This window comes from Mycobacterium sp., from assembly GCF_040509115.1.
Taxonomy (GTDB): domain Bacteria; phylum Actinomycetota; class Actinomycetes; order Mycobacteriales; family Mycobacteriaceae; genus Mycobacterium.
Map to the genome: position 1 here is coordinate 1 of NZ_JBEVLO010000170.1, position 13,978 is coordinate 13,978.

Below are 13,978 nucleotides of genomic sequence, written 5' to 3' on the forward strand. Positions count from 1 at the left end.
GGTCCGTCACGTCTTCGGCCAGACCGCTGTGCTGCGTGAGGCCCGTCATGATGTGGTGCCAGGCGCCGTACATCCGCGGCAGCCCGACGAACATCGCCGGCAGGATGCTGCGCGAGACGATGCAGGCGAGAACGGTGGCGGCGTAGATCAGCAGCCACACCCGGGCGGTCCAGTACACCTTCCGTCGCTCGGTCTCGGGGACGAAGGTCGCTTCCGGTTCGGTGAGGCGACCGGAGGCGTGGATGAACATCTCCTTGAAGGCCCTCGGGACATCGAAGAGGCCGAAGATGTTGGCGATGATGTGACCGAGGGCCGGCGGTCGCATCGAGATGATCTCCGGATCCCGTCCGACCACGATGGTGTCGGTGTGGTGGCGGGTGTGGCTCCACCGCCAAACCGTCGGATCCCGCATCTGCATGAAGGAGGCGATCTGGTAGACGACGTCGTTCCTGCGCGGGGTGGCGAAGAAGGTCCCGTGACCGGCCTCGTGCCAACGTGAGTCCGAGGCCGATCCGTACAGCACGCCGTAGGCGGCGAGCGCAGGAACCGCGGCCCACTTCTTGCCCTTCCACCAGGCGACTGCACCCACCGCTCCCGACAGCGCCATCGACCCCAGCCAGATGGCGGTGTCCTTCGTGGCGTGCTCGTCGGAGCGCTTCATGAGCTCCTTCATGCGCTTGCGCGGGATGGCCGATCGGAACCACGCCCCACCGGACAACCCCTCGTCGACGGCCTGCTGGCCTCGTGGGCCGGTCAGGTCGTAACGGGCCAGGGATTCACTGGTCATGAGATTCACCCTCACTCAATCTGTGATGCACATTACTAGAGCGCTCTAGTCCGAGACTAGAAGACGTCCCGGGGAGTGTCAACGGTCGAGTCTCCGACCTAGCCTTGGCGAGCTGGCCCGCTGGTGGCTCGCACCATCAGGGTGGGCTCCAACACGACGTCGCGCACCCCCACGGGCGTGCCCTCGATCCGCGCGATCGCCCGGTCGACGGCCAACCTGGCGATCTGCGACGGGTCCTGGCTCACCGTGGTGAGGCTCACGTGCGGCAGCCGAGACGCCAACGAGTCATCCCAGCCGATCACCGAAACATCCTGCGGCACTCGGTGTCCCGCGTGCAAGAACGCCTCGAGAACGGACAGCGCAACCTCGTCGTTGAAGCCGACGACCGCTGTCGGCAGGCGTGGGCCGTCCAGCATCGTGCGTGCCGCGGTGTACCCCTCCAGCCGCGTAAGGCCCCCGGTGAGCACCCTGGCGTCCGCGCGCAGCCCATGCGCGTCCATCGCGCGAACGAACTCGTCACGGCGAGACGCGGAGATGGTGCCGTCACCGCCGTCGACGTGCACGATGCGACGGTGACCGCGTTCGACGAGGTGATCGACCGCCAGCCGCATCCCCTCCGCGTCCGAGGTCCGCACGGAGTCCACCGCCGGATCGTCGACGTGCCATCCGACGAGGACCAGGGGAACCTTTCCCGCCAGCATCGGCTTCTCGATGTCGGGGCCAATCATGATCAGCGCGTCGAAGCGGAAGTCCTGCAGGCTCTGCACCGCCCGCTCCTCGCCGCGACTCTGCGTCAGCGCGCTGAGGATCAGCTCGTAGCCACGCTCCTCTGCGGCCGTATACAGCCCGTCGAGGACGTCGAAGTGGAAGGTTCCCGCCATGCCGAAAACCGTTCCGATCAAGCGTGATTGACTCCTTGCCAGCAGCCGGGCTCGCACGTCGGGTCGGTAGCCGAGATCGGCTGCCGCCTTCATCACGCGCTCCCGGGTGGCGGCGCTCGCACCGGGCGCATCGCGGATGACGATGGACACCAGAGCGCGCGAGACCCCGGCCGCCGCGGCCACGTCCGCAAGTGTTGCGCGCTTTCGCAGCGGAGGTGAATCTCCCGCGTCCACCGGCACCCCCGTCATCCGCAACCAGATCGAACCAAGATCCTACGGACCACCGGCCACGTCGACTAGAGCGGTCTATGCGCCCCGAACGGGACGTGACGGAGGATCTAGACCCGGTGCTCACATGACGACGACGAGGTGACCGACCTTGCCGCGTCGGGCGTAGTCGGTCACGGCTTGCACCGCCTGATCGAGCGGGTAGACGCGGTCGACAGTCGCGGTGAGCTCGCCGCGTTCGGCGGCGTCGGCGACCGCAGACATGCCGCCATAGTCAGCGTTCCAATCGATGAAGTGGAATTCCACGTCGTCGCGGGCCAATTGTTCCGACGTCGGCAGCGGATAGATGATCGACACCAATCGTCCACCAGGTCGGAGTGCGGCTGCGGCGGGGCGCATGTCGTCCGCGCTCAGGTGGAAGTTGAAGACTACGTCGACGTTCCGCGGGTAAAGCTCGACGTCGTGCCCAATGACCTGGGTGGCTCCTAGCTCGCGAAGGACTCGATGCCCCCGGTCAGTCCCCGCAGTGGCGACCACCCGCACACCAGCCTTGGCAAGCAGTGGGATGGCCATGGTGCCCACCCCACCGGTTGCGCCTATCACCAGAGCCGTCTCGCCAGCGGAGATGGCGGCGACCGTGATAGCCGCGTATGCCGTCATTCCTCCAATTGCCAGCGCCGCCGCGTCAACGGTCGTTACCGACGGCGGCCGGTGGGCCAGTAGGGGCGTGTCCGCCTCGAACACTGCGTATTCCGCAAGTGCGCCTGTGCTCAACGATGGGTGGGGTGCGGTCACGATCGCACGTAGTTGGCGCGGAAGCGCCTGCCCGAAGACTTCGTCACCGATGCGGTAACCCGTTACGCCGGAGCCAATCTCGACGATCGTGCCGGCGAAGTCGTTGCCAAGTGTGTAAGGAAACGTCAATGCCACCGTCCCGTACAGGCCATCGGTGATGACCCGAATATCGGTGGCATTGACCGTCGCGGCAGCGACGCGGACGAGGACCTGGGCCGGACCAGGTCGGGGTATGGGGAGTTGGCCAATCGAGAGTTCCTCAGGCGGACCGTAGTTCGTCGCCACCAGCGCCCGCATGCCCACCTCCCTAACCGGACCCCTCGGTCCGTTTGCCCAGGATGGCATAACCGGACCGGCCGGTCAACTTGGCTACACTGTCGCCATGACCCCGACCGATCGGCCGGTCCGAGCCGACGCCGCGCGCAATCGTGAACTGTTGCTTGCCGCCGCGGAGCGGGAGTTCGCCGACAAGGGCCTCGATGCATCGGCAACGGACATCGCCGTCCGCGCCGGCGTAGGGAAGGGGACCCTGTTCCGGCACTTCGCGACCAAGGACGACCTCATCGCCTCGATCGTGTGCGACCACCTCGACGCCGTCGACGCCGAGGGTCAGCGTCTGCTGAATGCTTCAGACCCAGACGGTGCATTGTTCGACTTCCTGTCGGTGATCGCCGATCAGCGACGGCAGCGCGATGTCTCGTTCCTCATCCGGGCCACCGCAACCAATGCTGCAGTCGCTGAGACATACACACGTCTCCTCGCAACCGTCGACGCGCTGGTCCACCGCGCCCAACGAGGCGGGTCGATCCGCCCCGACGTCACTGGAGCCGACGTGATGCTCCTGTCGTGCGCGCCCAACCACGTCGTCGAGTACTTCAGCGACCCTCCCCCGGGCCTCTGGCAGCGCTATCTCGGGGTGATCTTCGACGGGCTGCGCTGTAGCAGCGCTGGCCCGCTCCTAGGGCCGAAGCCACCTCCCCTCCACCCCGTCGGAGTCGCGCCGACGTCGCGTTGAGCGCAGGCGATCGCGATGTGCCAACAGTCCGTAAACGATTGCGGCGAAACGCCGTTGGGCTTCTGACCGGGTGATGACTCTCGCACGATCATGGCCGAGTGCGACCGGGCACCCGGTCTTGTCGCAGAAACTGCCACCATGCCGTGCACAAAACGCCCGCCACGGGCCAGAGGTCAGCCCTACTGTCCCTGTGCATACCGACCCGTCACAGGAAAGAGGTCACATGCCCGACATCGTGCGTGCCGCCGCGGTCCAGGCGGAGCCGGTGTGGTTCGACGCCGCCGGCACGACGGAGAAGACCATCGCGCTGATCGAGGAAGCAGCGCGGGGTGGTGCTGACATCGTCGCGTTCCCCGAGGTCTGGATACCGGGCTATCCCGCGTTCGTGATGTTCGCCGGATCGGAGGAAATTCCTCTGGTGACTGAGTATCGAATGAACGCCGTCGCCATCGATGGTCCCGAACTCGGGGCCATCCGGCGGGCGGCAGCCGCGAACGACATCGTCGTGGGACTCGGCTTCGCAGAACGCGACGGTCGTTCGATCTACATGTCGCAGACGCTCATCTCGAGCACCGGGACGACTCAAATCGCGCGACGCAAGCTACGGCCGACTCATCGAGAGCGTGCGCTGTACGGCCAAGGCGACGGCAGCGATCTGCAAGTCGTCGACACGCCGCTCGGACGAGTCGGTGCGCTGATGTGCTTCGAGCATCTCCAGCCGTTCAACAGGATGGCGATGATTGGCGCAGGCGAGCAGATCCATATCGCGTCGTGGCCGGTTCTCGACTTCTTCGGGGCGAACATGTGCTCGACCGAGACCGTCACGGCGGTCAATCGGACGTACGCTCTGGAGTCGGGAACGTTCGTTCTGGTTGCGAGCCAGACTCTTTCAGATGCGGGGCGCGCGTCCTTCAATCGCTTCGGCGTGCAGGTTCCAGAGTTCGTCGGTGGCGGCGCAGCGCAGATCTTCGCGCCCGACGCCACGCGGTTGACGGAGCCCCTGGCCCCCCACGCCGAGGGAATCGTCTATGCGGACCTGCCGATGGGGATGATTGAGATCGCGAACTACCTGCTGGATCCGGCCGGTCATTACAGCCGACCGGACATCTTTGGTTTTACGATCGACACCACCAAGCGCCAAGCGGTGAACTATCACAGGGAGGATCGGCCCGCCGCAGTGCCGCCGGTTGTCGAAACCGCCGACATCGGGAACGACGAGGCGCCTCATCGGCTGGAATCCGACGGGTCGCGGCGCTAGCGATTGCGCCAGGACGGATCTGCTGACCATGTGCCGCTACCACGACGCCCGGCGCGTCAGACTCGGCCCTGCCGAGACTGATGTGCGATGCGCCATGCGGTCGGCGATACGGAGTGCGCCCGCTTGAAGGCACGAACGAAGGTCGAGAGATCGCCAAATCCGCATGCGCTGGAGACGGAATCCATTGGTATGTCGGTATTTTCGACGAGCTTCCTGGCGCGCCTCAGGCGAACGGCGCGGATGTGTTCGGCGGGGCGCAGACCCACTTTTGCGAAAGTGCCGTAGATCGATCTGGTGGACACGTTGAAATGGTGGGCCAGCGCGGGCACGTTCAGACTGGGATCGGCGAAATGCCGTTCGACGTAGTCCTGCACCCTGACCAGCAGTTGGTACTCGTGGCCACGTGACTGGGCCTTGTTGACCCGCAGGATTCCGGCGATCAAATCGAGCAGTGTCGTCGAAACCAGAGCCTTGTGGGTCGGCTCCATACCGGGCAGGTCTTGGTGCGACGATTCCAGGAAGGCCAGGAGAACTCGAAGGAGTGGGTCGTGGCCGACGGGTCGCACCAGCACGTGGCGGAGCTCGGAGCTCGCGACCGGCAACAGATCCCGTGGCATCTGGACGAGAACACCGTCGTTTCTCGACACGAACCTGAACTGCGATGGTTTATCCGTTGTATAGAGGGCTGCCGAAAGACCGTCCAATTTGCAGGTTCGACCATGCTGGGAGATGTAGCCCGCGCCTCGATAATTCAGGTGAAAGATCGCGAAACCGTCGTCCGCGGAGGTGATGTTGGCGGCAGAGCGTTGAATCGAGGCCTGTCCTGAGGCTATCCGGGTGATCCGGAAGTCGTCGTGGAGATCGCGGCGATCGATTGTCGCCGCGAAGTCGGCCGATACGCTCTGCACTCCGAGGCTGACGATCTGAGATGCGATCGCCGCGGCCCATTCATCCTTCGATGCAATGTTGATGACGGACATGGCTCATGTCCCCGGTGCGCGGGATACCGCGAGGTTCCCGTCGTGCGATGTGCTCACGGCAGTGGCCATCCGGTACATCCCCCTCCGCGACATGGGTGGATCCTGCTTCGGACGCCGTTTACGACCTGCGTCATGGTGCACAGGCTAGTTCGGCATCCGGGGGACTGCGTCGGGGCTGCATCATCGCTGCCAGACCGGGCGCGCCCGTTCAGGCGAGAATCCCGCCTGCGGCAAAGCCACCGTCGACGACGAGGACGCTACCGGTGACGAACGCGGCGTCGTCCGAACACAGGTAGGCGGCGGCTGCTGCGATGTCGCGCGGGTGACCGTAACGGCGCATCGGCGTGTTGGTCGCCCAGGCCTCACGCACCGCGTCAGAGTGTTGTGCCGTTGCCAGCGGCGTCTCGATGGGCCCCGGCGCGATGACGTTGACGCGCACACCACGGTCAGCCAGTTCTACGGCCATGACCTGGCTTAGCGTGATGATCGCACCTTTCGACGCGCCGTAGGCCGCGCGGCCCGCATTGCCCCGCAGCCCCGACACGCTGCCGATGTTGACGATCACCCCGCCGCCGGACGACGCCATCGCCTGAGCGGCCGCCTTGCCGATGACGAAGGTGCCGTACAGGTTGGTCTTGACGACGAGGTCGAACAATTCGAGCGAGGTGTCCAAGAACGGTGCCACCCGCCCGATACCTGCCGAGTGCACGACGCACTCCAGCCGACCGTGGCTGTGTTGCACCGCCGAGATCAGATCGTCGACGGCCGCCACGTCGGTGACGTCGAGTCGGTAGGGGTGCACGCCCGCCGCGTTCGGCAACGTGGTGGTTTCGGCATTCAGGTCGGCGGCGACGACGGTCAGCCCGTCCCTGGCGAGGCGCTCGGCGATGGCGGCACCGATCCCAGAGGCGCCGCCGGTGACGATCGCGACCTTGGGCGGGTGCGCGGGGGTCATGCGATCGTGCTTCCGCCGTCGACGACGATGCTTGCACCGTTGAGATGCCGGGAATCCGGCGAGGTGAGGTAGGACACCGTGGCGGCGACGTCGTCGACGGTGCCGTAGGCGACGCCTTGGACGCCGCGGCGGACCTCGGCGTCGGTGTCGGTGTCGGCGTCGGAGACGGCGTTCAGACGGCCGACGCCAGCATTGACGGCGCGGATCAAGCGCGACTCGATTGGGCCGGGCAGCACGGCATTCACTCTCACGCCGGTCCCAACCACCTCGAGCGCGGCGACCTTCGTGAGCCCGAGCACGGCGTGCTTGCTGGCGACGTAACCGGCGAGATGTGCCCGACCGCGGATCGCCGAGGTGGATGCCGTGTTGACCACCGCACCGGCACCGGCCGCGATCATGATCGGCAGCACGGTGCGCAATCCAAGGAAGACACCGTGCACGTTGATTCTCATGGTTTCGTCGAAGGAGTCCGCTGGATAGTCGACCAGCGGCGCGACCGCGCCGACGATTCCGACGTTGTTGACCAGGGCGCCGATGCCGCCAAACCGGTCGGCGATCGAGCCCAGCGTCGCCTCCATCTCGACGCGATCGGTGACGTCCAGGCGACGCGCGTGCGCCCGCCCGCCCGCCCGAACGATGCCGTCGGTCACTGACTCGGCCGCAGATAGATCTTGGTCGCAAACCGAAACGGTCCATCCGTCGTCGGCGAGGCGACGACAGATCGCGGCACCGATGTCCCCTCCCCCGCCGGTGACGACGGCGACGGTCTCGCCGCGGTCGACGTCGACGGACATCGGTGGGACCTGTTGTGGCACTAGGGGATCCGGCGTTCGATCATTCGACGATCTTCGACGGCGAATCCGCCGCCGTAGACCGGTGTGGTCATGAAGTGCGCCCCCAGGATCGTGGGCTGCATCTCGGTCAACGGGTCGAAGGTCGAGGCCAACAGCTGCATGTCGACGCGTCCGCGGACGGGCTCGGAATAGTCGACGGGGGTGCGCCGGTAAACCACATCGGCGTAGGAGACGCCGACACCGCTTGGGTCGGGCAAGCGGCGGACGTGTAGCTCGCCCGCGGGTTGTTCGGCGTCGTCGGTAAGCAACACCAGAGGGGCGGTCGGGTCCGGCGTGAACGCGAAGGAAGCCAGCGGGATGGTACGGCGGGTGACCGATCCGGTGACCCTGCCATCAGAGGCTTCGTGGAACTCGAAGTCGCAGTCCTTCTTCGTATAGCCGAAGAGCTCGCGTCCTGCGGCGATACCCATCGGGTCGCTGCAGTACATGTACACGTGGGTTTGGGTGAAGAGATCGCGGTACCGCACTGCCACGGTCACCATCAGGTCGAACATGCGGCCGCGGTGCAACGACAGGGTATGACCCGGCGAGAGCATGAACCGGAAGGCGACCCGATCGTTGACGAGCTCGAACCCGGTATCGGCCAGCAGCGGTTGCAGCTTGTCCGTGTCGACCTGAGTGATCACCTCCAGCGTGTGGATTTCGGTGGACCACTCCAATGGATAGGCGGGCGAGTGGCGAGGATTGACCCCACCCCCGGGGTGCATGTCGAACGAACCGAACACGTCGTCGAGCCTCCTTTGGCGGTGTGAACCTTCACTCTGCATGCAGCATACAGGTGAGTCAACAGCGAGGCGTGAGAGTTGACTAGGTCACATCCTGCATGCAGGATGCAGATAACCGCCATTCGTCGAAGAGAGGCTCCAGCATGGGCCAGCCAGCCGTCCCTCCCGCACCTCCTGGCGCGGACACCGCCGTCAAGGCCCCTGCGCGGCGAGCCGTCGTCGCCGCCTGCATAGGCAACTTCATCGAGTACTACGACTTCGTCGTATACGGCTACTTCGCGACCACCATCGCGGCGCTCTTCTTCCCCGCCCAAGACCCGACCGCGAGCCTCCTGCTCACGTTCGCGGCCTTCGCGGTCAGCTATGCCGCGCGGCCGCTCGGGGCCCTCATCTTCGGGCACATCGGCGACCGCTTCGGCCGCCGAACCCCTCTGACCGTGGCCATCCTGCTGATCGCGACCTGCACCACCGTGATCGGCCTGCTGCCCACCTATCAGTCGATCGGCGTGGCGGCACCGATCATCCTCACCGCTGCGCGCCTGCTGCAGGGCATCTCCGTAGGCGGCGAGTACGGCGGAGCGTTGGCATTCATCGCCGAGTCCGCGCCGACCAACCGTCGCGCCTACTACACGGGATGGCAGACGTTCACGATCGGCATGGCGCTTCTGGTCGGGGCCGCCGCGGCAAGTGTGCTGACGGCGACGATGGCCCCCGAGGCGTTGCAGTCCTGGGGGTGGCGGATCCCGTTCCTGGCCGGTCTGCCCCTTGGCTTCGTCGGCCTCTACATGCGACTGCGGCTCGAAGAGACCCCGCACTTCAAGGCCGTCCGACAGCAACTCGAGAACGAGAAGGCACCACTCTGGGGCAGCATCCGCCGCGAGTGGCGGGCCCTGCTGCTCGGAATGGGCATGATCGCCACCCCGAGCTACTGCATCTACATCTACTTCATCTACTCACCGACGTATCTGCGCTCAGCACTGGACTACCCGCCTGCGCAGGCCCAGGGCGCGAACCTCGTGAGTCTGATCTTCTACTGTGCGCTGCTGCCGTTCTTCGCCCATCTCGGCGACAAGATCGGTCGGCGACCGCTGATCATCGCCGGGGCGGTCGCAGTAGCCGTCGTCACCTATCCCGCGTTCGTCGCACTCGGGTCCGGTGACATCGTCATCGCGACCATCGCCCTCTGCGTCATGGGGTTGTGCTTCGCGCCGATCAGCGCGGTCGCCTTGGCCGGCATCGCCGAGGTCTTCCCAACCACGTTCCGATACACCGGGGCCTCGCTGAGCCTCAACATCCCGGTGACCTTGCTCGGGGGAACGGCACCGCTGATCGCGACCGCCCTCATCAGCGCCACCGGCAACGTCGCATCGCCTGCGCTGCTCGTCGTCGCGGGCGGCATCGTGTCCGCGATCACCGGATTCGCCATGACCGAGACCGCCAATCAGCCGTTGCGCGAGATCAGTGCCGAAGCGACCGGCACACCCAAGCCATCCGGCGTGGTCATCACCACCGAAGGACATTGACCGCTGCGGAGCGGCGAGAACCCGCTCCCTGATCGCACGCTCCCCACGAGAAGGCACTGACGCAATGAGACTGGCAACGATCGACGACCGCTCCCACCTAAGAATCGGAGACCATTACTACGACGTACAGCACTTGAGCGGCGGCACCCTTCCATCTGATCCGCAAACGTTGCTCGAGCGCTGGGACGACGTCGTACGGTGGGCCCCCCAAGCCACACCCACACCGGGATTGGTCGGTGTTCCCGTCGCCGAGGCGGTGCTCGATGCGCCGGTCCCCCGGCCCCGACAGATCTTCGCGGTCGGCCTGAACTACGCCGCCCATGCCGCGGAGACCGATCTCGCCGGATCCGACGAGATCCCGCTGACCTTCACCAAATTCGCCAGCAGCATCGCGGGTCCCACCGGGGAGTTGTTGTTGACCGGTGACAGCGTGGATTGGGAGGTGGAGCTCGTTGCAGTGATAGGCCGCACCGCGCACCGCGTGAGTGAAGCCGACGCATGGAGTCACGTCGCCGGGCTGACCGTAGGACAGGACTTCTCCGACCGCGCCGTTCAGATGATCGGGACTCCCCCGCAGTTCTCGCTCGGCAAGTCCTTTCCCGGCTTCGGTCCCATCGGTCCTGAACTCGTCACCCTCGACGAGTTCGCGGATCCCGACGATCTGCACCTGGTCTGCGCGATCGATGGCCGGGTGGTGCAAGAGGGCCGCACCTCACAACTCATTCACTCGGTGTCTCGCCTGATCTCGCTGTACTCCAGGGTGTGCCGGCTCTACCCGGGAGACTTGATATTCACCGGCACGCCGGACGGGGTCGGGCTCGGCCAGACACCTCCGCGCTACCTGCGACCAGGACAGGTCGTGACCACGACCATCACCGGCGTCGGAACCATGACGCATCGTTGCGTGACGGGAGTAGGCGTATGACGCCCCGCCGCACCGCCCGGCGGATCCCGCGTCCCGCCGAACTCGCCCCCCTGCTGCGGATGCGCGGCTTTGCGGGCAGCGCGACCGACCGCCGTCTTGGTCGGGCCATGACGATCTCGGACCTGCGGAGGATCGCGCGCCGGCGCACGCCGCGTGCCGTGTTCGACTACACCGACGGTGGAGCCGAGCAGGAGATCTCCATGCGGCGTTCGAGGGCAGCGCTGGATCGCGTGGAGTTCGGTCCGCGCGTGCTCAACGACGTCGGCGACGTGGACACCACCATCGAACTCTTCGGACGTCGCTCCGCGTTGCCGCTGGTGCTCGCTCCGACCGGATTCACCCGCATGATGCATCACGAAGGTGAACTGGCCGTCGCCCGCGCGGCGCAGAAGGCCGGCCTCACCTACACGCTCTCGACCATGGGCACGCGGGCCATCGAAGAGGTCGCCGAAGCGGCGCCGGGCGCCGAACTCTGGTTTCAGCTCTACCTCTGGCGTGATCGCGAGGCCAGCCGGGGCCTCATCGAGCGGGCCCGCGCGGCGGGCTGCACCGCTCTCGTCGTCACGGTCGACACCCCCGTCGCCGGGTCACGGTTGCGCGACGTCTACAACGGAATGACCATCCCCCCGACGTTGACGCCAAGGACCTTGTTGGACGGCGCCATTCGGCCGCACTGGTGGTTCAACTTCCTCACCACCGAGCCGCTGAGCTTTGCCTCGCTATCGTCCTGGAACGGCACGGTGGAGCAGCTGGCCAACAAGATGTTCGACCCCTCGGCGACCCTGGCCGACGTGGCCAACCTTCGTCGCGAGTGGGACCGGACACTGCTGGTCAAGGGCATCCAACACGTCGACGATGCGGCGCGGGTCATCGAAGCCGGTGCTGACGGAGTAGTGCTCAGCAACCACGGTGGCCGCCAACTGGATCGGGCGCCCGTTCCAGTCGAGCAGTTACCCGCCATCCGCAGTGCGCTTGGGTCCGACGCGCGCATCCTGGTCGACGGTGGTTTCCGTAGTGGCGCCGACGTCGCCGCTGCGATCGGACTTGGCGCCGACGCAGTCATGATCGGTCGCCCCTATCTCTATGGCCTGATGGCAGGGGGCGAACGCGGCGTCACCCGCGCCCTTGACATCCTGACCACGGAGTTTCGCCGCACGATGCAGTTGACCGGGGCCCCGACCGTGGACCGTCTGCGCGACGATCGGGCCCGACTACGTCCCAGCGGTTGACGTACCTCCGCTGACCCCGACTACCTCGACCTGGGCGCGGTCGGCGGCCGCAAAATAGTCGCTCACCCGGACGATGAGACGTTCCAAGTGGTCGATCGCGGCGCGTTCCGCCGCGACCGGGTCGGAGGCGTCCAGTGCGGCGAGGATCGCGGCATGTTCGGCGATCGCCGCCTCGTGCGCGGCGACCCACGCGGTCACGTAGGTCGCGACGATGACCCGCGCCTGTACCCGGCGGAGATTCTCGATCAGCAGGCGGTTACCACAGTTGTCCCGGATGACGCTGTGGAACTCCAGGTCGAGCCGACGAGCCGTGACGGTGTCCGCCCTGTGCACCGCTGCCTCGAAGCGGCCCATGTTCTCGCGGAGCCGATCCAACTCCGCCGTCGACAAGCGCTCGGTCGCCAGGTGGGCGGCCAAGCCCTCGAGCCGCGAGCGCACCTGCAGGCCGTCGATCAGGTCGCCGTGACCGACTTGGGCGAGTTCGATACCCATCGGCGTCACCATCAGCAGGCCTTCGGTGACGAGACGTTCGACTGCCGATCGGACCGGGCTACGGCTCATCTGCAACTGCTGGGACATCGAGACGACGCTCATTCGCTGGCCTGCAGGGAAGTCGCCGTCGAGGATGCTCGACCGCAGTTGGTCATAGGCCTGGTCGCTGAGCGGCACTGGTCGTGGCACCGGTTCCAGCGTCACCTTCCCGCATCCCTTCACCCGACTGTGTGTTGCATTCAGCATACCGGTGCCCACCCATCGTCGCCGCGACGCCGATCTAGGGACACGCAAGGGGTGCCGAAAAAAGTAGGACCCCCCATTTCGGGGGGTCCTACCTGGTGTTATCGGTGGAGCTGCCGGGAATCGAACCCGGGTCCTACGGCATTCCCTCGAGGCTTCTCCGTGCGCAGTCCGCTATGCCTCTACTCGGATCTCTCAGTCACGCGAACAAGCCGAGATGACGATCCCAGTCGCTGTTTGATGTCCCCGTACGTCCCGCGACCGGACGTATGGGTTTGTCCCTCTAGATGACGCCAGGGTCCGGGTCGAGGGCTCTCCCGGTCTGACGGACTAGCTATCGCTTAGGCAGCGAGGGCGTAGTCGCGCTGATTGGAATCGGCGCTTAATTGGTTGCAACGACGCTTACGGTGGTCATTTGCCTGCACCGGCACGCTTCCCTTGATTCGATGCGCGAAGTCGAAACCGTTCAGCCCCTCGCACCCCCGCCGAACGTCGGCAGGAAGGTCGATTCTACTCACGTCGGCGACAACGGCCAGCGATTATCGCTGCGCGTCAGATCACATACGCCAGATTGTCGACGATCCGCCGCCCCAGCTCGGCATCTCCGTCGACCTCGACGTCCGCCGTCGCCCCCGGCCGGCCGCCGCACATCCGGGTGAACTGCCGACCGTCGAGACGGATGGTCGTGGTCGGGTCGCCCGCGAAGGCGTCGACCACCTTGGCGCGACCGTCGACCTCCACCCGGAAGGTGCGGGCCAGCGGCCCCGTCAGCTCGATGGCGACCCGGGAGCCGTCGGGCGCCTTCCCCAGCTTGCCGACCACGAATCCCAGGCTCGCCGCCATCTCGTCGAGCGCCAGTCCCGAGGCCGACGCCTCGAGTTCGGCGTCCGACGACGGGCGCGCCACCGCCTCACGGATGTCCTGCTCGTGCATCCAGCAGTCGAAGATGCGGATCCGCATGAACCGGCCGTACTTGTCGAGCCCAGCGGGCGTGGTGGTGACCGTCGTCCACTCGTCGTCGCTCATCGCGGTCAGCGTCTCGCGACGGCCCGCCGTGACGCCACGGAACCGCTCGAGCAGGTCCGGGG

Annotated in this window: 14 protein-coding genes and 1 other RNA gene; 5 read left to right on the forward strand and 10 right to left on the reverse strand. The window is 66.1% G+C overall.

Annotated features, from left to right (window positions below; all coding sequences use genetic code 11):
* From ABW137_RS12430 to ABW137_RS12440, 3 genes are all read right to left on the reverse strand, one after another.
* Positions 1 to 787: fatty acid desaturase (locus ABW137_RS12430; RefSeq protein WP_526400285.1), on the reverse strand; the 787-nt coding region annotated here is incomplete at its 3' end.
* A 98-nt stretch (positions 788 to 885) separates the two neighbouring features.
* The gene (locus ABW137_RS12435) at positions 886 to 1,851 is read right to left on the reverse strand and encodes a LacI family DNA-binding transcriptional regulator (protein ID WP_526400287.1); all 966 of its coding nucleotides are present in this window, start codon (positions 1,849 to 1,851) and stop codon (positions 886 to 888) included.
* 168 nt (positions 1,852 to 2,019) lie between these two features.
* Positions 2,020 to 2,988, reverse strand: a complete 969-nt coding sequence (locus ABW137_RS12440; RefSeq protein WP_526400289.1) for an NADP-dependent oxidoreductase — start codon at positions 2,986 to 2,988, stop codon at positions 2,020 to 2,022.
* A gap of 85 nt (positions 2,989 to 3,073) precedes the next feature.
* On the opposite strand from ABW137_RS12440, the gene ABW137_RS12445 reads away from it, so the two are divergent.
* Complete coding sequence (locus tag ABW137_RS12445) at positions 3,074 to 3,706, forward strand: TetR/AcrR family transcriptional regulator (RefSeq protein WP_526400291.1); 633 nt, start codon at positions 3,074 to 3,076, stop codon at positions 3,704 to 3,706.
* Between the two features lie 223 nt (positions 3,707 to 3,929).
* Positions 3,930 to 4,964 (forward strand): carbon-nitrogen hydrolase family protein, encoded by a 1,035-nt coding sequence (locus ABW137_RS12450; protein WP_526400293.1) that lies wholly within the window; start codon positions 3,930 to 3,932, stop codon positions 4,962 to 4,964.
* Positions 4,965 to 5,020: 56 nt separating this feature from the next.
* Here ABW137_RS12450 and ABW137_RS12455 read toward each other — a convergent pair whose 3' ends face one another.
* The 4 genes from ABW137_RS12455 to ABW137_RS12470 form a co-directional block, all read right to left on the reverse strand.
* Complete coding sequence (locus ABW137_RS12455) at positions 5,021 to 5,944, reverse strand: AraC family transcriptional regulator (RefSeq protein WP_526400295.1); 924 nt, start codon at positions 5,942 to 5,944, stop codon at positions 5,021 to 5,023.
* Between the two features lie 208 nt (positions 5,945 to 6,152).
* Positions 6,153 to 6,899, reverse strand: a complete 747-nt coding sequence (locus ABW137_RS12460; RefSeq protein ID WP_526400297.1) for an SDR family NAD(P)-dependent oxidoreductase — start codon at positions 6,897 to 6,899, stop codon at positions 6,153 to 6,155.
* Positions 6,896 to 7,693, reverse strand: coding sequence for an SDR family NAD(P)-dependent oxidoreductase (locus ABW137_RS12465; protein WP_526400299.1), 798 nt, complete (start codon positions 7,691 to 7,693; stop codon positions 6,896 to 6,898). The genes ABW137_RS12460 and ABW137_RS12465 overlap by 4 nt, the downstream gene beginning before the upstream one ends.
* Before the next feature lie 20 nt (positions 7,694 to 7,713).
* Positions 7,714 to 8,478, reverse strand: coding sequence for an acetoacetate decarboxylase family protein (locus tag ABW137_RS12470; protein ID WP_526400301.1), 765 nt, complete (start codon positions 8,476 to 8,478; stop codon positions 7,714 to 7,716).
* Between the two features lie 143 nt (positions 8,479 to 8,621).
* Here ABW137_RS12470 and ABW137_RS12475 point away from each other — a divergent pair, with 143 nt between their 5' ends.
* The 3 genes from ABW137_RS12475 to ABW137_RS12485 all read left to right on the forward strand — a co-directional run bounded on the left by ABW137_RS12475 (position 8,622) and on the right by ABW137_RS12485 (position 12,155).
* Entirely contained in the window at positions 8,622 to 10,001 is a 1,380-nt protein-coding gene (locus tag ABW137_RS12475) for an MFS transporter (RefSeq protein WP_526400303.1), read from the forward strand.
* 64 nt (positions 10,002 to 10,065) lie between these two features.
* Positions 10,066 to 10,926 carry a fumarylacetoacetate hydrolase family protein gene (locus ABW137_RS12480; RefSeq protein ID WP_526400305.1) on the forward strand — a complete coding sequence of 287 codons (861 nt, stop codon included), beginning with the start codon at positions 10,066 to 10,068 and terminating at the stop codon, positions 10,924 to 10,926.
* Positions 10,923 to 12,155 carry an alpha-hydroxy acid oxidase gene (locus tag ABW137_RS12485; RefSeq protein WP_526400307.1) on the forward strand — a complete coding sequence of 411 codons (1,233 nt, stop codon included), beginning with the start codon at positions 10,923 to 10,925 and terminating at the stop codon, positions 12,153 to 12,155. The genes ABW137_RS12480 and ABW137_RS12485 overlap by 4 nt, the downstream gene beginning before the upstream one ends.
* Here the strand turns inward: ABW137_RS12485 and ABW137_RS12490 are convergent.
* From ABW137_RS12490 to ABW137_RS12500, 3 genes are all read right to left on the reverse strand, one after another.
* The gene (locus ABW137_RS12490) at positions 12,138 to 12,851 is read right to left on the reverse strand and encodes a GntR family transcriptional regulator (protein ID WP_526400309.1); all 714 of its coding nucleotides are present in this window, start codon (positions 12,849 to 12,851) and stop codon (positions 12,138 to 12,140) included. The two genes, ABW137_RS12485 and ABW137_RS12490, sit on opposite strands and share 18 nt — an antisense overlap.
* 144 nt (positions 12,852 to 12,995) lie before the next feature.
* Positions 12,996 to 13,364: a transfer-messenger RNA gene (gene ssrA, locus ABW137_RS12495) on the reverse strand.
* A 78-nt stretch (positions 13,365 to 13,442) separates the two neighbouring features.
* Positions 13,443 to 13,978 (reverse strand): maleylpyruvate isomerase family mycothiol-dependent enzyme (locus tag ABW137_RS12500; protein ID WP_526400311.1); only part of this gene is annotated, 536 nt, incomplete at its 5' end.